At 61.8% G+C, this 21,940-nt stretch carries 17 protein-coding genes; 6 read left to right on the top strand and 11 right to left on the bottom strand.

Annotation, left to right across the window (positions count from 1 at the left end; translation table 11 throughout):
* Complete coding sequence (locus tag FGQ67_RS05430) at positions 1-714, top strand: response regulator (RefSeq protein ID WP_138340496.1); 714 nt, start codon at positions 1-3, stop codon at positions 712-714.
* A gap of 94 nt (positions 715-808) precedes the next feature.
* Here FGQ67_RS05430 and rlmKL read toward each other — a convergent pair whose 3' ends face one another.
* On the bottom strand, positions 809-3,367 hold the full coding sequence (gene rlmKL, locus FGQ67_RS05435; protein WP_138340497.1) for a bifunctional 23S rRNA (guanine(2069)-N(7))-methyltransferase RlmK/23S rRNA (guanine(2445)-N(2))-methyltransferase RlmL: 2,559 nt from the start codon (positions 3,365-3,367) through the stop codon (positions 809-811).
* A gap of 75 nt (positions 3,368-3,442) precedes the next feature.
* On the opposite strand from rlmKL, the gene FGQ67_RS05440 reads away from it, so the two are divergent.
* Both FGQ67_RS05440 and FGQ67_RS05445 read left to right on the top strand, forming a co-directional pair.
* Complete coding sequence (locus FGQ67_RS05440) at positions 3,443-4,270, top strand: HAD-IIB family hydrolase (RefSeq protein WP_171025213.1); 828 nt, start codon at positions 3,443-3,445, stop codon at positions 4,268-4,270.
* A 211-nt stretch (positions 4,271-4,481) separates the two neighbouring features.
* Positions 4,482-5,186, top strand: a complete 705-nt coding sequence (locus FGQ67_RS05445; protein WP_233543052.1) for a transaldolase — start codon at positions 4,482-4,484, stop codon at positions 5,184-5,186.
* 225 nt (positions 5,187-5,411) lie between these two features.
* Here FGQ67_RS05445 and FGQ67_RS05450 read toward each other — a convergent pair whose 3' ends face one another.
* The 4 genes from FGQ67_RS05450 to FGQ67_RS05465 form a co-directional block, all read right to left on the bottom strand.
* On the bottom strand, positions 5,412-7,559 hold the full coding sequence (locus FGQ67_RS05450) for a Tex family protein (RefSeq protein ID WP_138340500.1): 2,148 nt from the start codon (positions 7,557-7,559) through the stop codon (positions 5,412-5,414).
* Positions 7,560-7,968: 409 nt separating this feature from the next.
* Complete coding sequence (locus tag FGQ67_RS05455) at positions 7,969-9,009, bottom strand: Gfo/Idh/MocA family protein (RefSeq protein WP_138340501.1); 1,041 nt, start codon at positions 9,007-9,009, stop codon at positions 7,969-7,971.
* Between the two features lie 69 nt (positions 9,010-9,078).
* Entirely contained in the window at positions 9,079-10,335 is a 1,257-nt protein-coding gene (locus FGQ67_RS05460) for an MFS transporter (protein WP_117803937.1), read from the bottom strand.
* 65 nt (positions 10,336-10,400) lie between these two features.
* Positions 10,401-11,282: an SDR family NAD(P)-dependent oxidoreductase gene (locus FGQ67_RS05465; protein ID WP_138340502.1), complete on the bottom strand. Its 882-nt coding sequence runs from the start codon at positions 11,280-11,282 to the stop codon at positions 10,401-10,403.
* Between the two features lie 232 nt (positions 11,283-11,514).
* Between FGQ67_RS05465 and FGQ67_RS05470 the strand changes: the two genes are divergently transcribed.
* Positions 11,515-12,393: a LysR family transcriptional regulator gene (locus tag FGQ67_RS05470; protein WP_249934395.1), complete on the top strand. Its 879-nt coding sequence runs from the start codon at positions 11,515-11,517 to the stop codon at positions 12,391-12,393.
* A 43-nt stretch (positions 12,394-12,436) separates the two neighbouring features.
* On the opposite strand, the gene FGQ67_RS05475 is transcribed toward FGQ67_RS05470, so the two are convergent.
* The 4 genes from FGQ67_RS05475 to FGQ67_RS05490 form a co-directional block, all read right to left on the bottom strand.
* The gene (locus FGQ67_RS05475) at positions 12,437-13,528 is read right to left on the bottom strand and encodes a GGDEF domain-containing protein (RefSeq protein ID WP_212746009.1); all 1,092 of its coding nucleotides are present in this window, start codon (positions 13,526-13,528) and stop codon (positions 12,437-12,439) included.
* A gap of 533 nt (positions 13,529-14,061) precedes the next feature.
* Positions 14,062-15,981 (bottom strand): ABC transporter ATP-binding protein, encoded by a 1,920-nt coding sequence (locus tag FGQ67_RS05480; RefSeq protein WP_138340504.1) that lies wholly within the window; start codon positions 15,979-15,981, stop codon positions 14,062-14,064.
* Positions 15,974-17,788, bottom strand: a complete 1,815-nt coding sequence (locus tag FGQ67_RS05485) for an ABC transporter ATP-binding protein (RefSeq protein ID WP_138340505.1) — start codon at positions 17,786-17,788, stop codon at positions 15,974-15,976. The genes FGQ67_RS05480 and FGQ67_RS05485 overlap by 8 nt, the downstream gene beginning before the upstream one ends.
* Positions 17,781-18,284: a MarR family winged helix-turn-helix transcriptional regulator gene (locus FGQ67_RS05490; RefSeq protein ID WP_138340506.1), complete on the bottom strand. Its 504-nt coding sequence runs from the start codon at positions 18,282-18,284 to the stop codon at positions 17,781-17,783. The genes FGQ67_RS05485 and FGQ67_RS05490 overlap by 8 nt, the downstream gene beginning before the upstream one ends.
* A gap of 424 nt (positions 18,285-18,708) precedes the next feature.
* Between FGQ67_RS05490 and FGQ67_RS05495 the strand changes: the two genes are divergently transcribed.
* Together FGQ67_RS05495 and FGQ67_RS05500 are read left to right on the top strand one after the other, a co-directional pair.
* A complete protein-coding gene (locus tag FGQ67_RS05495) occupies positions 18,709-19,533 on the top strand; it encodes a PfkB family carbohydrate kinase (protein WP_138340507.1) in 825 nt (274 codons plus the stop codon).
* A complete protein-coding gene (locus FGQ67_RS05500) occupies positions 19,526-19,855 on the top strand; it encodes a TIGR04076 family protein (protein WP_212746010.1) in 330 nt (109 codons plus the stop codon). Before FGQ67_RS05495 ends, FGQ67_RS05500 begins: the two co-directional genes overlap by 8 nt.
* A gap of 140 nt (positions 19,856-19,995) precedes the next feature.
* Here FGQ67_RS05500 and FGQ67_RS05505 read toward each other — a convergent pair whose 3' ends face one another.
* Both FGQ67_RS05505 and FGQ67_RS05510 read right to left on the bottom strand, forming a co-directional pair.
* A complete protein-coding gene (locus FGQ67_RS05505) occupies positions 19,996-20,442 on the bottom strand; it encodes a low molecular weight protein-tyrosine-phosphatase (protein WP_171025214.1) in 447 nt (148 codons plus the stop codon).
* A 45-nt stretch (positions 20,443-20,487) separates the two neighbouring features.
* A complete protein-coding gene (locus FGQ67_RS05510) occupies positions 20,488-21,738 on the bottom strand; it encodes an MFS transporter (protein WP_371740569.1) in 1,251 nt (416 codons plus the stop codon).
* Positions 21,739-21,940 lie beyond the last annotated feature (202 nt).

Consider the following 21,940-nt stretch of genomic DNA (forward strand, 5'->3'; position numbering starts at 1 on the left):
GTGTCGAACTCTGCCGTAAAACCGCTTATCTTGGTCGTTGAGGACGACCCCGCCGTTCGCAACCTTATCGTTGCCGCGCTCGAGGCGCACGGCTTGCGCCATATGGCCGTGGAGACCGCCCATGCCGCTATCGCCGCCGCCTCGTCGCAGGCGCCGAGCATTGTGCTGCTCGATCTGGGCCTGCCCGACATGGACGGTGTCAAGGTGGTGGAGTCGGTGCGCACGTGGTCGGGTATGCCGATTATCGTGGTATCGGCGCGTAGCGAGGATGCGGACAAAATCCGCGCACTCGATGCCGGTGCCGACGACTACCTGACCAAGCCGTTTTCGGTCGAGGAGCTGCTCGCGCGCATTCGCACGACGCTCAGGCGCCTTTCGTATGCGCAGGTTGGCATGGGTGCGTCCGAGGGCACGTTCGATACCGGCGAGTTGCATATCGACTTTGACGCCGGCATCGCTACGATGGACGGCGAGGAGCTGCACCTGACGCCGATCGAGTACAAGTTGCTCTGCTTGCTGGCGCACAACGCCGACAAGGTGCTGACGCACCAGTTTATCCTGCACGAGATTTGGGGCACGGCGACTAAGAGTGACCTGGCGAGCCTGCGCGTCTTTATGGGTACGCTGCGCAAAAAGATCGAGTCCGACCCCGCGCATCCGCGCTATATCCAAACGCACGTGGGTATCGGTTATCGCCTGGTCACCCAAGGCTAGATCGCCAACCACCATCCCAATATGAGTTGCGGTGAAATACGGTCTAAATTTGCCTAATTCCAGGCAAAACAGTCCGTATTCCACCGCAACTTTGTTATTTGCCTTTGGGCTTGCTGGCGTAGAACTTCTTCTTTTTGGACTTGCCGGCAGGGGAAGGTTTGCCGGCAAAGTTGGACTTGCCGTTGCCGGTCTGCGCGTGCGCGGGCACTGCCGCACGGGGTTTGCGGGCCTCGGGGTTGCGCAGCTCCTCGGTTCGCTCGGCAATCTCCTCGGCGCTAAAGCCGACCTCGGCCATGGCGTCCTCGATGGGCAGTCGGCGCACGATGTAGCAGTGGTGCACCTTCTGGTTGCGCGCGAAATCCTCGGGGATGGTCTGTGAGGTGATGTCCTCCAGCACGACGCCCGCGCGCGCGAGCTTGCGCGTCTCGGGGCGGAAGCCGCGCAGGTTGCAGCTAAAGATGGCATGGCTGCCCTGTGTGAGCAGGCGCGACACACCGGCCAGCAGTTCAACGTGGTCGCGCTGGACATCCCAGGTGCGACGGCCCATCTTGGACGAGTTGGAGAACGTGGGCGGGTCGACAAAGATTAGGTCCCAGCGGTTGCGCGTCTGGCGCTGGTCGCGAATCCAGGCGAGCACATCGTCACGCACAAAATGATGCTGCGGGCCCACAAAGCCGTTCTGGCGCATGTTGCGCTCGGCCCAGTCCAGGTAGGTGTTGGAAAGATCGACCGTCACCGTCTCCTCAACGTCGCCGTCGGCCGCATAGCAGGTGGCGGTGCCGGTGTAGGCAAACAGGTTGAGAAAACGGCGCGCCTGCTTGGCGTGCTCGCGGACCAGGTTGCGGGTGACGCGGTGGTCCAGGAAGATTCCCACGTCCAGGTAGTCGTCAAAGTTGACGGCAAAGGTGAGACCGCCCTCCTCGATGAGCGGCAGGCGGCGGCGCGCGATGTTGGCACGCTCGCCCGAGCCGCCCTTGCCGGCGCCCTGCTTGCCGTACTGCGAGCCGCCGCGCGAACGCATGCGGGCCTTGGCGTGCACGTGCTCGGCGGGGACATCCAGGATGCGCGGCGCGATGGCCAAAATGTCGAGCATGCGGGCCTGGGCAAGCGTGGGGTCGATGGTCTTGGGCGCGGCGTATTCGGCGATGACGAGCCAGCGGCCCGGCGTCTGCGGGCAGCCCTCGTACAGGTCGATGGCGGCGGAGTAGTCGGGCAGGTCGGCATCGTAGACGCGGTAGCAGCTCACGCCCTCGCGCTTGGCCCACTTGCGGCGCAGACGGGCATTCTTGCGCAGGCGGTTGGCGAACTGCTCGGACTCCGGGATGAGCACGGGCAGCGGCTTGCCGTCGCCCAAGTCGAGCGTGGCGGCAGGTTCGGACATGGGGGTGTTGGCGGCTTCGTCTTCGGCGTCCGCGGTCTGCTCCTCGGTGTTTGCGCTGGTCGCAGCCTCAAACGCTGCGGCGGCGTGGTCGAGCGAGGACCAGACTTCGACGGTTGCCTCCTCGTTGTTGGGCATGATGGCGATCGAACGCTCGGGCTCGGCGTGGAGCACGCGGGCCAGCAATCCGTCGCGGGTGAGCGCGGCGACCGGTGCCGAAGCGAGCTCGGGCGCGCGGCGCAGCTCACCGATGAGAGTCATGGCGTCGTGCATGAGCGAAAGCGGGGTCTCGGTGGTATCCGCGACGATGGCGGCGCCGGCGACGGCGCCCACATGGTCCAGCACGGTGGCAGGCTTAGCGGCGCAAAAATCGACAAAGCGCTTGTAGCCGGCGCACTTGACCATGCGCTCGGCGGTCTTGCGGGCGGCGGGGTCAACGTCTACGGCCACGATACGCGCCTGGCGCTCGCGGGCTGCGGCCTCGCGCTCGCGCACTTCGGCAACCAGCTGCTCCCACAGAGCGGCATCGTGCAGCTGCCAGCCCTCAAAGCCCCAGCGCTCGCGAGCAGCACCCGGGGCGCGGTCGGTCAGGATGCTCGCGGCCTCAAGCAGTAGGCCGCCGCCGGCGCACGAAGCGTCGATCAGCGTGGGCAGGGCCTCGTTTTCGTAATCATCGGCCGTCAGCTCGCGCTCGCACAGTGCAGTCCAGCCGACCTGCGAAAGTACCAGTGCGGAATAGTCGGGGCGCAGCACGTGCGTGCCCTCGCCGGCACGGGTTGCGGCGGGCGGCAGGCGCTTAAACAGCGGATCGCCCGAAAGGTCCAGGCTCATGCTCGCGCGGCGCTGACGCAGCGAAAGCAGCAGGTGCACATCGGGGTCGGCGGCGTCGACGTCGGCGCGACGGCCCGTGGTTTCGGCCAGACGGTCGCACAGGGCGTCCTTGGCGCGCAGGGCCGAGAAGCGCGTGTTGCGCAGCTGCTCGGTCACGCCACGAGCGGTGATGGCGATGGTGGCACCGGGGCGGATGATGCTTTCCCAGGCAATGTCGTACACACTGTCGTACAGCTCGTCGGCATCCTGCGCCTCAAAGCGCGCAAGCACCACAAACACACGGCTTGCCAGGCGCGACCACAGGCATGCGCGATAGCCCTCTTCGAGCTCGCCCTCAAACGTGGCGCGGCCCTTGAGGCGGCGAACATGCGAAAGCCCGAGCCGTTTAAGCTCGTCGGCGAGTGCGGACTCAAAGCCCTCGGGGCAGCTTGCGTAAAATTCCATGGGTGACCTCTCTGGTTGCGTCGCTCCATTATATGATGGATGCTTCGTTTGCTCTTGTCCTCGAAAGGAACTCATATGATCGATGCGTGCCCCGATTCCGCTGTGCTGTTTTTTGACGTGGATGGCACGCTGACGTCGTTCGATCCCGATAACCTGACTGACAAGGATCTCACGGCAATTCGCCCTTCGCGTGCGGTGATTGATTCGTTTCACAAGCTGCGCGATGCGGGCCACAAGGCGTTTATCTGCACGGGTCGCCCTTTGTGGCTCATCGCTGACGGCCTGCGCGCACTGGACCCTGAAGGCATCGTCGCCATGGGCGGGGCCACGCTCGAGATCGAGGGTCGTGTGGTGCACGAAGATTGCATTGACGAGGACGTAGTTGGGGAGCTCGCACGTCGCATGGCAGCTGCCGGCGCCGAGGGTATGTTCGAGACCAATGTCACGACTTTTGCGTTGGAGCCTGCGGGCGTTGAGCAGTCGTATTTGACTGGCGCCCCCGTGGTGCACGATGCCGATCAGATGTGCATCGATGGCCGCCTGCGCGTGGGCAAGGTGTGCTTGTTTGCGCAGGATCTGGCACGCATTGCCAATGACGACGGTTTTATCGATCGAAACTTTGAACTGTGCAACACCGGTGGCAAGAATCGCGAGCTGACCCCCAAGGGCATCAATAAGGGCGTGGGCGTGGCCCGCGCGCTGGAATACCTGGGTCGCGCGGGCAATGCGCGCACCTTTGGCTTTGGCGATTCGGGCAACGACCTGGGTATGCTCGCCGCCGTGGAGACGGCTGTGGCCATGGGCAATGCCATGCCCGAGGTTAAGGCCGTCGCCGACTACGTGACCGACGACGTCGAGCACGACGGCACCGTCACGGCTATGAAGCATTTCGGTTTGATTTAAGTGAGCCATCCGGCTACCGTTCGCCCGCGTCGGGCGGCTCGGCCTGGCCCACACTGCAAAATCGTTTTGCCGCTGGAGGGGTGTGCTCAAAAACGCTAAAGTGTTTATACCGTTCACCGACAAGGTAAAAATCCGCAGCTCACGCCTTGATAAACGTAGGTAAAGTGTTTACCAGCTCAATGGCCTTATGCAAGCGAAAGGAATCAGGCAGATGGCAATCAAGGTGTTCGCTGACGGCGCAAATCTCGAGGGCATGCTCGACATGTACGAGAACGGCAACGTTCAGGGTTTCACGACCAACCCGTCCCTTATGAAGAAGGGCGGCGTGACGGATTACCGCGCGTTTGCCAAGGAGGTTCTGGCCCACATCACCGATGTATCCGTCTCGTTTGAGGTCTTTGCCGACGACGTCGAGACCATGGAGGTCGAGGCCCGCGAGATCGCTACCTGGGCCGAGAACGTCTACGTCAAGATTCCGTGCGTGACCACCAAGGGCGAGTCCACCGCCGAGCTGGTCCGCAAGCTTTCCGCCGACGGCATCAAGGTCAACGTCACCACCATCTTTACGCCTACGCAGGTCGATGAGATGGTCGAGGCCGTTGACGCCGAGACGCCGTCCATCATCTCGCTCTTTGCCGGCCGCATCGCCGACACCGGCGTCGACCCCATTCCGTTTATGACGGAGTCGGTTAAGAAGGCCGCCGCCAAGCCCAACTGTGAGGTCCTGTGGGCGTCCACGCGCGAGCTCATCAACATTTACCAGGCCGAGGCCTGCGGTTGCCAGATCATTACGGTGCCCAACAGCATCCTGGCCAAGCGGAAGAACATCGGTCGCGACCCGTACGAGGTCTCGCTCGACACCGTCCGCGGCTTTGCCAAGGATATCGCCTCGCTCGGCTTTCATATTCTGCCGTAAGCAAGGGTACCCCCTGTAGCGACGTGCAAAATCGCGAGTATTCAGCAAGGTAAAGGTCTTTATCAGTTAACCGAAGCATGGAACGGCCCCCGTTCTGGCTCTAATGTCGCTAAAACGGGGGCTGTTTTTGACGTTATTGTCTCTGTGGGGCGTTCGGAACGGCGGAAATTGCAGAATACTCGCGATTTTGCACGTCGCTGCAGGGGGTACCTTTGCTTTGGCGGTTTACTTGCCCTGCACCATGGTGAGGGAGATCTTCTTGCGGTCGCGATCGACCTTTTCAATCCACACCTTGACCGTGTCACCGACGCGCACCACGTCGCTCGGGTGCTTGACAAAGCGGTTGGCCAGTTTGGAGATGTGCACGAGGCCGTCCTGGTGCACGCCCACGTCGACGAACGCGCCAAAGTCGACGACGTTGCGCACCGTGCCCTTGAGTTCCATGCCGGGCTCCAGGTCATCGATGGAAAGTGCTGAGCGGCTAAAGACCACCTCGGGCGCGTCGTCGCGCGGGTCGCGACCGGGCTTCTTGAGCTCGTTGACAATGTCGATGAGCGTCAGGGTACCGCAGTCTAGGTCGCTGGCCAGCGCCGAGATGCTGCCCAGACGGCGCTCGATGTCGGGCACGCCGCCGCGGCTGAGCTCGCTTGCCGCAACGCCGGCGCGCTCCAGGACGGCCGTTGCCACCTCGTAGCTCTCGGGGTGGACGCTTGTCGCGTCGAGCGGGTTCTTGCCACCGCTGATGCGCAGGAAGCCCGCGGCGTTGAGATATGCCTTGGGTCCCAGTTTGGGGACCTTCTTAAGCTGGCGGCGATCGGTAAAGGCACCGTTTTCCTCGCGGTAGGCCACGATATTCTTGGCCACGCTCGGCGTGATGCCCGATACGTATCCCAGCAGGCTCGCGCTTGCGGTGTTGACGTCGACGCCCACGCGGTTGACGACGTCCTCCACCACGTGGCCCAGGGTGCGCGAAAGCTCGGCCTGGTCAAGGTCGTGCTGGTACTGGCCAACGCCGATGGACTGGGGCGGAATCTTGACGAGCTCTGCCAGCGGGTCTTGCAGGCGGCGGCCCAGGCTCATGGCGCCGCGCACGGTGACGTCCAGGTCGGGGTATTCCTGACTGGCGAGCTCGGAGGCGGAGTATACCGATGCGCCGGCCTCGTTGACGATGGTGTATCGCAGTCCAGGCGCCTGCTCGGCGATGAATTCGGAGACGACTTCCTCGGTCTCACGGCTAGCGGTGCCGTTGCCAATGACGATGGTGTTGACGCCGTCCTTCTTGACGAGGCGGGCGAGCTCGTGCTTGGTGCCGGCGACGTCGTGGCGCGGCTTGGTGGGATAGACCACGCCGTGGTCGAGCAGCTTGCCGGTCTCGTCCATGACGGCGACCTTGCAGCCGGTGCGGTAGCCCGGATCGAGCGCGAGCACGCGGGCGCCGCGCACGGGGCGTGCCGAGAGCAGGCCCTCGAGATTCTTGGCAAAGACGTTGATGGCCTCGGTCTGGGCGCGAACGGTGAGTTTGGCGCGGGCCTCGCGCTCCAGCGAGGGGGCCATGAGGCGCTTGTAGCCGTCGGCGATGGCGGCATCGAAGACGGGCGCGAATACGCCCTGGCGTCGGGGCCAACGGCTGCCGAGGCGTGCCGTGGCGGCGGCGCCGTCGACGTTCACGCGCACGCGGAGCTTGCCCTCGCGCTCGCCGCGGTCGATAGCCAGCACGCGGTGGTTGGGTATACGGCGCAGCGGCTCGTCAAAGTTGTAGTAGGGCTCGTAGGGGGTCTTCTCGGCGGGGTCTGTGGCTTCGACGACGATATCGGCGGTGTTCTGCGTAAAGGCGCGCAGGTCGGCGACGTTCTCGGGGTCCTCGGCCACCGTCTCGGCCACGATGTCCGCCGCCCCGGCGAGCGCCTTTTCGGGCGTGTTGAAGCCGGCGTCCTCGTTGACGTAGGCCGCGGCGGCATCGAGCGCGCTGCCCTTGGCCGAGGCCTGCATGATGATCATGTTGGCAAGCGGCTCCAGGCCGGCCTCGCGGGCCTTCTGCGCGCGGGTCATACGCTTTTTGCGGTAGGGCTTGTAGAGGTCCTCGACACGCTGGAGCTGCGTGGCCTCGCGAATTTGCTGCTCAAGCTCTGGCGTGAGTTTGCCCTGGGCGTCGATGAGCAGAATGACGTCCTCTTTGCGCTGCTCAAGATTGCGCAGGTAAGACAGACGCTCGTCGAGTGCGCGCAGGGCGACGTCGTCCATGCCGCCCGTGGCTTCCTTGCGGTAGCGCGAGATAAAGGGGATGGTGTTGCCCTCGTCGATGAGTTTGACGGCCGCCTCGATGTTGGCGGCCTTAAGGTTGAGCTCGCGGGCGAGCTGGGCGATAAGATCCATGGGACTCCTTGCGTTTAAGGTGCGTTTGCAACACAGGGCTACCAAGGATACCACCCGTCCCAAAAGGCTGTTTTGGGGCCGCGCCACGAAAACGGCCTATCTACTACGTTTTACCCGTAGGGGCTGACCATACCTGGGTTTTCCGAAAGTCGGCAAGCCGTTTACCTGCGGTTTTTATCTCGCGAAATTCGGCATGCTTGAGGGTGATCGGTTAAACGTAGTAGATAGGCCCATTTCGTGACGAACGAACCAAGCTGAGGCGCAAAATAGCCTCGCTCCAGAATAATCGTCGGCAAGGTAGCAAAATGCCCCGCGGGCAGGAGGCTGCTCGCGGGGCAAAGAAGAGGGGCTTGTTGGCGGCGGGCCAAGGCGCTCGGCGGGGAGTTTGCCGCGACCCGCTCTTAAGGCATTACAGCTCGACGAGCTGGCCGGTCTCGGCGGCCTCCTTGATGGCGTTGAGAAGCGTGAGCGTCTTGACGTTATCGGCGGGGGTCACGACGGGCTCGACCTCGCGGCGGACGACCTTCACAAAGTGCTTGAGCTGCATCTTGTGCGGCAGCGCCGGGTCCACGGCCGGAATCTCCATCTGCAGCGGCTTGTGCCAGTTGGAGGCGCCGTCGTAGGAGAACTGGTGCAGGCGGGGCAGCGACAGGGCGCCCTTGGTGCCACCGATAAAGTAGGCGTCGGCGTCGAAGGGACGGTACTGCGGGTCCTCGCGGGCGGTGGCCTCCCAGTTCCAGGGGCTGGCGGTGGCGTCGGAGATGGTCATGCTTGCGAGCGCGCCATCGGCAAAACGGACGTTGACCACGGCGGAGTCCTCGGTCTCAAAACCGCGGGCGGCGCTGGACTGCATACCCTGGACGGCAACGGGCTCGCCCAGCAGGTAGCGGAGCAGGTCGACGTCGTGCACCAGGTTGACCAGGATCGGGCCGGCACCCTTCTTGCGGCGCCACTCGACATCGAAATACTCGTCATTCTTATAGATCATGTAGTGGAAGCTCGACACGGTGAACTTGCCCAGCTCGCCGGACTCGATGATCTCCTTGGCCTTGTTGACGAAGGGGTTGTGGCGACGGTGCTGGCCCACGAGTACGGGCACGCCGGCGGTCTCGGCCTCGGCGGCGAAGGCCTGGGCATCTTCCAGGTCGTTGGAGATCGGCTTTTCGACCAGCGGAACGATGTTGCGCTTTACGGCCTCGCGGGCAACGCCCAGGTGCAGGTCGTTGGGGGTGGCGATAATGACGGCCTCGGGCTTGACCTCGTCCATCATCTGGGCGGGATCGGTGTAAAACGGCACGCCGGCGGCCTCGGCCGTGGCGCGGGCGCCCTCAAAGGCGTCGGCGATGGCGACGAGCTCGGCCTCGGGCTCTTCGGTGACAAAGCGGATGTGGTTGCGGCCCATGGCGCCGGCGCCGATAACGGCAATGCGGACGGGGTTGAGCTCAGACATTTCGACTCCTTAATACTGGTGACCGGTGGAATGCGACAAAGGGGCTGTCCCTTTGTCGCATCGGTAAAACTAGGCGGACTTCTTCTTGCTGTCGGAGACCATCATGTAGACGGTGAGTACGACGGCGATGGCGGCGATCACAATGGCGCCGTAGAAGGACTGCTGGTAGGCGGCGCTGCCGGCCTCGGCGTGATACAGCACGGCGGTGATGGGCTGGCTGATCCAGGTGGAAGCGGCGTAGCCCAAAAACATGATGCCGTAGTTGACGCCGATGTTGCTGGTGCCAAAGGCGCCACCGGTGAGCGGCGGGTAGATGACGAGCAGGGCGCCAAAGCTAAAGCCGAGCAGGGCGAGCGCCACAAAGAACATGCTCTGCGTAAAGCTCATCGACATGATGACGAGTGCGACGATAGTGACGACAAGGCTGATGAGCAGCGACTTATAGGCGCCGAGCTTGTCGATGATCTGGCCAAAGGACAGGCGGCCAACCAAGTTGGCGCAGGTGTTGACGGAGACCACCACACCGCCGAGGGCGACGGCCGCGGCGCTCGTGGGGTCGGCGAAGAGCTGGACGGCGGCGATGGAGGCAACCTTGCCCACGAGCAGGGTGCCCGCGGTGGCGGCAAAGGCAAAGGTGACAATGAGGACCCAGAAGCGCGGGGTCTTGACCATCTCGCCCGGGGTGAGGTCGCCGAAGGTGCCGGCGTGCGCGCCGCCCTTGGGGGCCTCGAAGCCCTCGGGCAGCCAACCGGCCTCGGGGGCCTTCAGGAACAGGGCGGAGGCGGCGATCATCACAAAGAAGATGACGCCGAGCGCCTTAAGGGCGCCAAAGATGCCTAGGCTCGGGATGAGCAGCGAGGCGAGCACCGGGGACAGCACGGCGGGGCCGGCGGTCGAAGCGGCCAGGGTGATGCCGGAGGCGAGACCCTTCTTGTCGATGAACCACTTTTGGCCGGTGGTGAGCGCGGGGTTGTAGCCCAGGCCGTTGCCGATGGCGGCGACGAGCGAGAACCACAGGTAGAACTGCCACGGCTCGGTGACGGTGCCGGACATGAACCAGCCCAGGCCGTAGCACACGGCGGCGGCGATCACGACGTTGCGCGGGCCGATCTTATCGGAGATGCGGCCGGCGAAGATGCCCGTCACGGCCATGATGGTCTGAAAGACCGGGAAGGCCCAGGTAAGAGCGCTGGACCACTCGGGGTAGACGGCGAGCAGGTTTTTGCTCACGACGGAATACAGCGCGATGGAGCTGATGAAGAACATGGTGACGCATGCGGCGGAAAGCACGACGGCGCGACCCTTGTTGGAGTTGGTGGAAGCCATTGGACTCTTTCTGATCGATACGGGGGAGGAGCGGGCGTATTCGCGGACCTCCCTGTTAGGTTGGCTTACTGGTCAGTCGGCTTGGCGACGCCGGACTCATCGGACCAAAGCTCGACACCCTTGTTCTTAAGGTAGTTGTCGGCATAGGCGCGACGGCCGCCGGGCTTGGCGGTGAGGTCGCCCATCATGTTGGAGAAGCCGCCATCGACCTTGATGGCGTCGCCGGTGGTAAAGTCCGAGCGCTTGGACGCCAGGAACATGACGGCGTTGGCGATATCGCTGACCTCGCCGATGCGGCGCGTGGCGATGAGGCGGCTGCGGCTCTTTTCGACCTCGGGGTCGGCGTAGAAATTGGCCGACATCGGGGTCTTAACGAAGCAAGGCTCGACGCAGTTGGAGCGGACGCCGTAGGGGCCCCATTCGGCGGCGAGCATCTTGGACATCATGTTGACGCCGGCCTTGGTGGAGCTGTACACGCCCGAGAACGTCTCGGGGGAGTGGCTGGCAACGGTCGAGATGTGCACCAGGCGACCCTGGCCGGCCTTGATCATTTCGCGACCAAAGCGCTGCGAGGTGATGAAGTAGCCGGTGAGGTTGACGTTGAGCACCTGCTCCCAGTCGCTCAGCGGCAGGTCCTCCATGGCGGCGAAGCGCAGGATGCCGGCGGTGTTGACGAGAACGTCGACGCGGCCGAAGTCGGCGATGGTGGCGTCGACGGCAGCCTGAACCTCGGCCTCGTCGGTGGCGTTCATCTTGTAACCCTCGGCGTGGATGCCAAACTCAGCGGCGAGGTCGGCGGCAGCGGCCTTGACCTTTTCCTCGTCCAGGTCGAGCAGGACGACGTTGGCGCCGTTATGGGCGAACTCGCGGCAAATCTCGACGCCCATACCGCCGAGCGCGCCAGTCACGGCGCAGACATCGCCCTCGAGCTTAAGCCAATTGCTCATAGGAACTTCCCTTCTTGTGCCTCCCGGTGGGTCGCTCCCATTAACCGACCCACGTGGTTTTCGCTGGTTATCGTATGCTTTGCATTTGCGCAGGTGAATTGCATATTTGTTAGAATGGCGTTAACCGTAGGTTTACACCGTGCGATGCAGTTTTTCTCAATTGAGCGCGTGACCTGCGAAAACAACCCCCTGTGGCACCATGTGGCCACAGACACGAAAACGGGAGATTGACGTGTACGATCGACGACTTGAGGCCATATCGGCCGCCGCGGAGCTGGGAAGCTTCTCGCGTGCGGCGGCAAAATTGCGCGTGTCGACCCCGGCGCTCGTCAAGCAGGTGTCGGGATTTGAGGCCGAGTTTGGCATCACGTTGTTCGAGCGCTCGCATTCTGGTGTTAAGGTGACGCCGGCAGGTGCCCTGCTGGTGGACGATGCGCGTTCGATCATGCGGCAGTCCGAGGACGCGCTACGCCGTGACCGACGCGCGGCAGGCGATGGCGGGGCCGTGCGTCTGGGCGTGTCGATGATGTGTCCGGGGCGCCAGACGCTGTCGATGTGGACGGGCGTACACGAGCTGGAGCCATCGTTGCGCTTCGAGATCGTGCCGGTGAGCGACCTCTACGACGAACGCGAATCCGTCATGCGCAGCTTGGGCCGCGAGATCGATGTGGTGCAGTCGAGTTTTTCGACCCCGCGCTGGGGTGACGCCTGCCAAAAGCTCCGCATTGTTAACGTGCCGTTTTATATCGACCTGCCGCGCACGAGCCCGCTGGCGCGCAAGAATCGCATTACGGTCGCCGACTTGGAGGGTATGCGTCTGCGCGTGCTCCGCCACGGCAACGACGCTATGGACAGCCTGCGCATCGATCTTTTGGCAGACGGCGGCGTTGACGTGATCGATGTGGACAGCTTCGACTTTGCGCTCTTTAACGAGGCGGAGGAAAAGGGCGACGCGGTGCTCACCTGCGGAGCGTGGTCGGGGGTGCACCCAGCCTTTGTGGGCGTGCCGTTCCTGTGCGGTCGCGAGGTGCCGGTCTTTCTGCACTACCCGCTCGAGCCCACCCTCCAAGTCCAAAAATTTGTCAACGCCATGGCACAACTTCTCAAATAGCCAAAAGAGTCCCGTCCCAAATTAGCTACCCTTTGCTACGGGTTTAGCGGTCCTCGCGTTGCGGCCCGGCTGTCTCGACTGCCTTTACGCGGTTCTTATCGACGTACATGTTCTTGTCGGCCTGGGAAAAGAGCTCGCGCATCGTAGGCGGTTCATCAAAATCACTGGAAAGCGCATAGCCCACCGCATAGCTGATAGGCATGTCGGGATGAGTCTCGGAATACTCGTTCAAGTTCGCACGAACCCGAGCGAGACAGGACTCCACGGCAGCTCGATCGGTATCTCGCAGCACCGCGATAAACTCATCGCCGCCGTCGCGGCCCACAAAGCAGGTCTCCGACGCCACGCGCCCCAGCTGTTGGGCAAAAGAGCGAATGTATTCATCGCCCTTCTCATGGCCGAAGTTGTTATTGACCACATGCAGATTGTTAAGGTCGAAGACGCACACCGCAACGGGCTCCTCCGCGGAGACAGGCTGCTCCTGCCCCAAGATCTCCTCGCACTTGTTCTTGTTGGGCAGTCCCGTGGCTTCGTCGAGATAGACTTTGCTCTGCAGTTCGCGATTGAGCGCGGCGGTGCGCACCGCGCGAACAAGTTCGACCGCAAAGGTCGCCACCAAGCCCACGATGTCGATGATCACCAAGCCCTCGAGATAGTTGAGCGCCGACGCCTTCTCCTGAGAGTAGTCCTCTGCGAGTCGCGTAGCATCGTCGCAAATGCCAAAGAATTCCTCGCTCATGGAGATGATGTCGGTGTTCTCGTAGCCGACTTCGCGCACACGGATGATCTCGACGCAAAGCTCATCAAAATAATTTGCAAGCTCGGTCATCTTTGCCTGATACTCGTCGTCGTCGAGACGGACGAGGTTGAGGTCGTCACTTCCGTAACGCAAACCGTTGATGTATGAATCCACGGCTTTAAGCAGGTCATCTTGAGGCTGGCCCGCGTCCTCGAGCTTAACGATTCGCTGCGTGGTACCGCGAACCAGACCGGCGTAGTTGACCACGCGCGCCGTGCCCTGGATATCGGAGACGAGCAGCATAACATTGATGAAGAAGAAGATGAGAACTGCCGTGAGCACCATCATGAGCAGGCGCACCGCCTGGCCGGCCTTCTTGGCGACAGAAGTATTCACAAGTTCACTCCCCTAAATGACAAAAGAACAGGTAGCACGCAGTGTGCTGAAATTCATGGGTGGTTAACTCTACCATATGGGCCAGCAGCCTCAAACTGCAGCAGACGCTCGTCCAAATTGGCGTGACGCTTGCCTTGTTGTTCTTGACCTGGCCGCGCTATCGGACATGCTTCTGGTCTTGGATCACCATGGGAAAGCTCATCCCGTTTTGTGCGTACAGAGTGGGATGCGGCTTCCCAAAGGTGCCGTTAGGGGAAACCACATCCCGGTTTATGCCCTTGAAATGGGATGCCGTTTCCCGGAGGGGGCCCAGCGGGAAACGGCATCCCATTCTGAGCCCGAAAAGTGGGATACGGTTTCCGGCTGGCATGAAAAAAGCCCCCACAGCTCATATGAACTGCGGGGGCTTATGCGTTGCGGCGCATTGTGTTTGGGTCGTTGAGATGAGTCGATTTGCCCCGAAAGAGGAGGGCATTGACCTTAGGGTCATGCCCGACGAATGAGCGGCAAATCGGCCATCTCGGCGGGCCGAACTACTCCAGCTCAAACGCTCCGGTGTAGAGCTGGTAGTAATACCCGCGCTTGGCGATCAGCTCATCGTGGTTGCCGCGCTCGATAATGCGGCCGTGGTCCAGACAGATGATCGCGTCGGAGTTGCGCACGGTGGACAGGCGGTGCGCGATGACAAACGTCGTGCGGCCTTCCATGAGCTTATCCATGCCCGCCTGCACGATGGCCTCGGTGCGGGTGTCGATGCTCGACGTGGCCTCGTCCAGAATCATTGCCGGCGGATCGGCGACGGCGGCGCGTGCGATCGAGATCAGCTGGCGCTGGCCCTGCGACAGCTGCGCGCCGTTGCCGGTGAGCATGGTGTCGTAGCCGTCGGGCAGGCGGGTGATAAAGTCGTCCGCGCCCGCGAGCTTGGCCGCCGCGATGCACTCCTCGTCGGTAGCGTCCAGGTTGCCGTAGCGGATGTTATCCATCACAGTGCCGGTGAACAGGTTCACGTCCTGTAGCACGACGCCCAGCGAGCGGCGCAGGTCGGCCTTGCGGATCTTGTTGACGTTGATGCCGTCGTAGCGGATCTTGCCGTCGGCGATGTCGTAGAAGCGGTTGATGAGGTTGGTGATGGTCGTCTTACCGGCACCGGTGGCGCCGACAAACGCGACCTTCTGGCCCGGCTTGGCAAACACGGACACGCCGTGCAACACCTCGTGGTCGGGCGTGTAGCCAAAGTCGACGTTGTCCATGACCAGGTCGCCGCGCAGCGGCACGTACTCGATCTCGCCGGTTGCGCGGTGCGGATGTTTCCACGCCCACATGCCGGTGTGGTGGTCGGCCTCCTCGAGCTGCCAGGTGTCGGGGTTCACCTGAGCGTTGACGAGCGTCACATAGCCTTCGTCGGCTTCGGGCTCCTCGTCGATGAGCTCAAAGATACGGTCGGCGCCGGCGAGGCCCATGACCACGGCGTTGATCTGCTGCGAGATCTGGCCGATCTGTCCGCAGAACTGCTTGGTCATGTTGAGGAACGGCACCACGACGGCGATGGACAGTGCCATGCCCGAGATGCTCAGGTTGGGCACGCCCAGCGCCAGGAAAATGCCGCCTGCCAGTGCGACCAGCACGTAGAGCAGGTTTCCCAGGTTCATAAGGATGGGCATGAGGATGTTGGCGTACATGTTGGCCTTCTGCGAGACCTCGAAGAGCTTTTCGTTGCGCTCGTCAAAATCGGCTTCGGCGGCAGACTCATGGCAGAATGCCTTGACGACCTTCTGGCCGTTCATGACTTCCTCGATGTGGCCCTCGACCACGCCGAGCTCGGCCTGCTGCGCAATAAAGAAGCGCGCGGAGTTGGAGCCGAGCAGCTTGGTCATAAAGGTCATAAAGGCGACGCCTGCCACAATGACCAGGCACATCCAAACGCTGTAGTACAGCATGATAAAGAACACCGTGACGATGACGATGGTCGTCATGAGCAGGTTGGGCAGCGACTGGCTGATCATCTGGCGCAGCGTGTCGATGTCGTTGGTGTAGTGGCTCATGATGTCGCCGCGCTGGTGCGTGTCGAAGTAGCGAATCGGCAGGTCCTGCATGCGGTTGAACATCTTCTCGCGCAGCTTCTCAAGCGAGCCCTGCGTGACGATGGCCATGGCGCGGTTCCAGAACAGCGAGGACAGGATGCCGACGCCGTAGATGCAGGCGAGGGTGGTCACGAGCTGTGCGATCTTGGGCTGTGCAGCTTCCCAATCGCCCGACTGCCACGATTCGCTAATAATCTGCAGGGCGCTCTGAAGGAAGGTCGCGCCGATGGAGTTGATGATGGCGCAGAGCACCACGCCGACGACGACGAGGGGCAAAAGCACGGGGTAGAAGCCAAAGAGCGTCTTGATGAGGCGCGACATGGTGCCACCCTTGCGGTTGAGCGCACGCTCGGCGGTCGTTGCCTTACTCATGTGCCTCGCCTCCTTCCTGGGTCTGAGCTTGTGTTGCGGATGCCTCGGTGTCGGCTTCGACGGCCTCTTCGCCCTCGGCAGACATCTTGTTCTGCGAGGTAAAGGTCTCGCGGTAGATCTCGCTCGTCTTGAGCAGCTCATCGTGGTTGCCGATCTGCGCGATGCGGCCGCCCTCCATGACGATGATGCGGTCTGCATCCTGCACGGAGCTAATGCGCTGGGCGATGATGAGCTTGGTCGTGTTGGGCAGATAGCTTGCCAGCCCTGCGCGAATCTTGGCGTCGGTCTTGGTGTCGACGGCGCTGGTGGAGTCGTCCAGGATCAAGATCTTGGGGCGACGCAGCAGGGCACGCGCAATGCACAGGCGCTGCTTCTGACCGCCCGAGACATTGGAGCCGCCCTGCTCGATCCAGGTGTCATAGCCCTTGGGGAAGCCGTCGACAAACTCATCGGCGCAGGCCAGATGTGCCGCCTCGCGGACCTCTTCGTCGGTGGCGTTCGGGTCGCCCCAACGCAGGTTCTCGGCAATCGTGCCGCTAAACAGCACGTTTTTCTGCAATACCATGGCCACTTGGTGGCGCAGGGCGTCCAAGTCGTAGTCGCGCACATCCACGCCGCCCACGCGCACGGTGCCTTCGGTGGCGTCGTACAGGCGGGCGATGAGGTTTACAAGCGTGGACTTGGCCGAGCCGGTGCCGCCGATGATGCCGATGGTCTCGCCGCTCTTAATGTGCAGGTCGATATCGTCGAGCGCCTGGCGCTTCGCATGCGCGGAATATTTAAAGCTCACGTGGTCAAAGTCGATGGAGCCATCGGCGACCTCGAGCACGGGCTCGGCGGGATCGGCGATCGTGGGCTCGGCGGCCAGCACCTCGGTGATGCGGTGCGCCGATTCGTCGGCCATGGTCACCATGACAAAGATCATCGACAGCTGCATCAGACTCATGAGGATTTGGAAGCCATAGGTAAAGATCGAGGAGAGCTGGCCCACGTCGAACAGCGTGCCCTGGCTCGTGATGATGAGCTTGGAGCCCAGGTAGATGATGACGACAAACGCGCCGTTGACGCAGATGTTCATCATGGGGTTGTTAAAGGCAAGCAGCTTCTCGGCGCGGGTGAAGTCCATTTGGACGTCGCGCGCAGCGGTCGCGAACTTCTCCTTCTCAAAGTCTTCGCGCACATAGCTCTTAACTACGCGCATGCCGGTGACGTTTTCCTCGACGGACTCGTTAAGGGCGTCGTACTTGTGGAACACGCGCGAGAAGATGGGGCGCACCTTAAAGATGATAAAGAACAGCCCAAAGCCCAGCAGTGGAATGATGACCAGGTAGACCATGGCGACGCTGCCGCCCATGATAAATGCCATGGTAAAGGCGAAGATCAATACCAGCGGCGCGCGCACGGCGATACGGATGATCATCATAAAGGCCTGCTGCACGTTGTTGATATCGGTGGTCAGGCGCGTGACGAGCGAGGAGCTCGAGAACTCATCGATGTTGGCAAAGCTGAACGTCTGGATCTTGTAGAACAGGTCGTGACGCAGGTTCTTGGCGAACCCGCAGCTCGCATGGCTGCAGGTGACGCCGGCAGCGGCGCCAAAAGCAAGCGACGTCAGCGCGATGAGCACCAAAAAGCCTGCGGTGGGAAGCATCTCGGCTACGGTAGCGCCGTCTTTGATGGCGTCGATCAGGTTGGCGGTGATAAATGGAATCAGCATCTCGCAGAGCACCTCGCCAAGCACGAGCAGCGGCGTGGCAACGGCGACCTTCATATAGTCGCGGATGCTTCCCATGAGGGTTTTAATCATCCAGTTCCTCCCAAGTTACACGGATTTTCTCGAGCATTTCGGCGAGCTGCTCGCGCTCGTCGTGTGTGAGGGCGCTAAAGGCCTGCTCTCTAAAGCGAATGCGGGCCGCTTGGTCGATGCGGGCATTTTCCCGGCCGGTTTCGGTCAGGCGAATGGTGAGTTGCCGTCGATCCTTGGGGTTACGGCTGCGCTCGATGAGGCCGTTGAGCTCGAGTTTGGACAGGATCTCGGAAAGCGACCCTGGCTTGAGGTCAAAGTGCATGCCGAGTTCCTGCTGCGACATCTCGCCGCCGGGCTGTTTGGCCAGCAGGCAGATAATGGGCGCCTTGCCGGATACGCCACCACCATGAAAGTGCATGTAATGGCCGCAAAAGCCCAGGTTATTGAGGATGCGCTTGGCAAGCTTGTCTTCCGAGCTAACCGCTTCGGGTACATCAGCCGGCTGTGACGGGTCGCCGCCGGGTTCATGCGGATAGGCGAGTGGTTCAACACACATATCTAAGCTTCGCTCCTTTCTTTAGTTAGGTAGTGGAATTGTTTTGTGCCTAACCAATTTAGGAGCGTGAGAAATCAATGTCAAGGTACCAAACTTATTAAGTTACGGCGTTTTGCCAAACGCCGTAACCGCTCGACGCTGCAAACGTTCCTAGGCGGCAATCTGGCGTTCAATCGTCGGGCATGGCCACAAGGCCTATGCCCTCCTCTTTCACGCCACCTTGCTCGCTTAGGAACGCTTTCGCTGTCCGTCCTCAACCTGCGGCGTTGCCCTTGTTGGCACTTGGGGACGTTCCTTTTCTGTCGGCACCTAGGGACACTCCTTGTCAAGGCTTTGGTGCAAACTTCCGTCCGCAGCGCTCCCTGCGCTACACTTAGTCGCATTGTGGCGCCGCCGCGCCGTGCTCGAACCAAGGGAGACTCTCATGAAGAACACTCAGCTGCTGCTGATCAACGATATGTGCGGTTACGGCAAGGTTGCGCTTTCCGCCATGCTGCCGGTGCTGTCGCACATGGGCTATCGCATCCACAACCTGCCGACGGCCCTCGTTTCCGATACGCTCAACTATCCCAAGTTCTACATCCACGACACCACCGAGTACGTGCGCCAGAGCCTCGCCATCTGGGAGGAGCTCGGCTTTGAGTTCGACGCCATCTCGACCGGCTTTATCGTGACCGAGGAAGAGACGCGCGTCATCTCGGACTTTTGCCACCGTCGCGCGCAAAAGGGCACCAAGGTGTTCGTTGACCCCATCATGGGCGACAACGGCAGGCTCTATGCGGGTGTGCCCGAGTCCACGATTGGCCTTATGCAGCACCTGCTGGAGTGCGCAGACTACGCGGTGCCCAACTATACTGAGGCGTGCCTGCTTGCCGATAGGCCTATCGCCGAGCAAATTACGCCCGATGAGGCCCGCGCCCTTGTGGACGCCGTGCGCGAGCTGGGTGCCAAGTCGGTGGTCATTACGAGCGCCGTGGTCAATGGCACGAACGCGGTTATCGGTTACGACCATGTAGCGGGGGAGTACTTCACGATTCCCTTTGAGCTCATTCCGGTGTATTTCCCGGGCACGGGCGACACGTTTTCGGCGGTGCTCGTCGGCCGCGTTATGGCCGGTTGGAGCCTGCAGCGCGCGACGGGCGATGCCATGCGCGTGGTGGCGGAGCTTATCGAGCGCAATGCCGACCAAGAGGACAAGTCGGCCGGCCTTCCCATCGAGGCCTGCCTGGATGTGGTTGACCATGAGTAACGCCGACGAGAGCAGCACCGAGGCGGCGGGCGAGAACAAGCCGCTCGGTGCCCCGCGCGGCAGGCGCCCACGTATTCGCATTAGCTGCGTGGACCAGCTGGGCACATGCCGCTGCCATCACGGGCACAAGCCGGGTGACGTCTTCGACTTCGACCGCGACCGCGGCAAGATGTGTTCCATGGCATGTCACGTGGGCTTTCCCTATATCGACATCCTGCGCTACGGCGGAACCGTGCCCGGTAACGAGCCCGGCACGGCAAAGTTCTGCTGTCCCGAGGTCGATACGCTGAACGTCTGGCTTGCTGAGATCGTCGACGAGTAATCGAGCGAGGTTTTTCTCCCTCAAAGATAACGAGCGTGGATAATCTCCCGTTTAGAGCGCGCTTGAACGCTCAAAGTGGGAGATTATCAACGCTCGTTTTATGCCGATGGCGTGGCACGTGCGTCCGCGTGCTCGCTTGCCTATAACTGCTCGAGCATGGCCATGCAGCCGGCGAGCACATCGCGGTAGGTGGCATCGAAGTTGCCGGTGTGCCAGGGATCGGCCACGTCGCCGGGGCGATCGGTCCAATCGAGCAGACGCGAGATCTTGCCATCGGGGTCGCTGCCAAAAATGCGACGCAGACCTCGCGCGTTCTCGGCATCCATATAGACAATGTGGTCCCAGTCACCATACTCTGCGCGATGCACCTGGCGGGCGCGGTGCGCAACGACGGGAATCCCGACTTCACGCAGCTTGGCAACGGTGCCACGATGCGGCGGATTGCCGATCTCCTCGGTCGATGTCGCGGCGGAATCAATGGCAAACTCCGCCTCGCGCCCAGCGCGGCGCACGAGCTCGGTAAACACGGACTCAGCCATCGTCGAGCGGCAGATATTTCCATAACAGATAAACAGTACACGTTGCATATGTGGTTTCCTTTCGATCGCCATCATCGAGCTCGAGTATCGCATCTACGCCTGCACCCTCGCCCGCTTGCGCTCCCAGCGAGCCAACTTAATCGTCACCAGCGTGAGCGCCCAGGCCACAAGCGAGAACGCGGCGCCCACTGCGCCCACGTACGCAATACCAATGCTGCTTACCACGGCGCCGCCCACTGCGGTGCCAAACGAAATGCCGACATTAAACGCCATGGGTTCTACCGAGCTCGCGAGCACCATCGATTTGGGATGGCGGCTGCGAGCCACGTCCATAAAGTGCGTGATGCACGACACCGAGAACAGGTACATGAGCATCGCCAGGCTAAAGACAAAGACAAGTGCGAGCGGCATGGCAGCGCCTACGGCAAACAGCCCAAACAATGCCACCGCCTGCAGCACAAACGTCACAAGCAGCGCCTTCATGCCAAAGCGCGCATCGATCCATCCGCCCAGGATGTTCGAGATCAGGCAGAACACGCCGTAGGCCATAAGCGTGGTACTGGCTTCGACCGTGCCCATGCCCAGCACCTGCTCAAGATAAGGCGTCACGTAGCCGTAGAACACATAGACCGAGCCCACGCCAAACAAAAAGATAAGCATGCCGGTGATGATACTCGGCTCGCGCAGCAGACTCGCCTGCTCGCGAAAGGTGGCGGGCTCGTCGGTTTGCCCAGCGCGCGGCATAAACGCCACGAGCGCTCCGCAGATCAAAACGGCAAAGGTCAGCGCGCCGTACATGGCAACGTGCCAGTCGAGCGTGTCGGCCACAAACTTACCGATCGAGGTCACAAAGACCATCGCCACGGAAAACGCACCATATACTACCGAGATGGCAAGCGAAGTTTGCTGTGGGGACAGAAGCTCAGGGATGTACGTCACGCCCACGGCGAGCAGCGCACCCGAGACAGAGCCCAGGACAATGCGCGAGATAAAGAGCACCTGGAAGTTGGGCGCCAGTGCCATAAACAAATTGCCAAGCACAAAGACGATGCTATAGCACACGAGCAGCTGGTAGCGGCGAAAACGGCCCGTGCTGAGCGCAAGCGTCGGCGTAGCGATGGCGTAGACGAGCGCGAACACGCTGATGAGCTGGCCCGCAGTGGCAAGTGATACGCCGAGTTCCGTTGCCAAGTCGCTTTCGATGCCGATGACCACGAACTCGGAGCAGCCGAGCGAGAATCCCAACAGCACGAGCAGCGCCAGGCAGAGCTTGGTGCGCGCGGGGGAGAGCGCGGCGGCGGTTGACTTTCTTTTAGGCGTGGTTGCGGCGGTCAAGGTTGTCACTCCAATGTCGCATGAATAAGCGGGATTCAATCCCTGCAACTCTAGCAGAATGTGACAAAGGGGCAGTCCCTTTGTCACATTGCGCTGCCGGCCAGTCGCCCAAACCGTCACAACATTCGATGAAAATCTCGAAATCGAAGAAAAGCGTCGAATGTTGTGACGGTTTTCGTGTTTGGCGCGGGTGAGCTTCCGCGTCATCTGA

Origin of the sequence: Collinsella aerofaciens, assembly GCF_005845035.1 — a bacterium.
Lineage (GTDB): Bacteria > Actinomycetota > Coriobacteriia > Coriobacteriales > Coriobacteriaceae > Collinsella > Collinsella aerofaciens_I.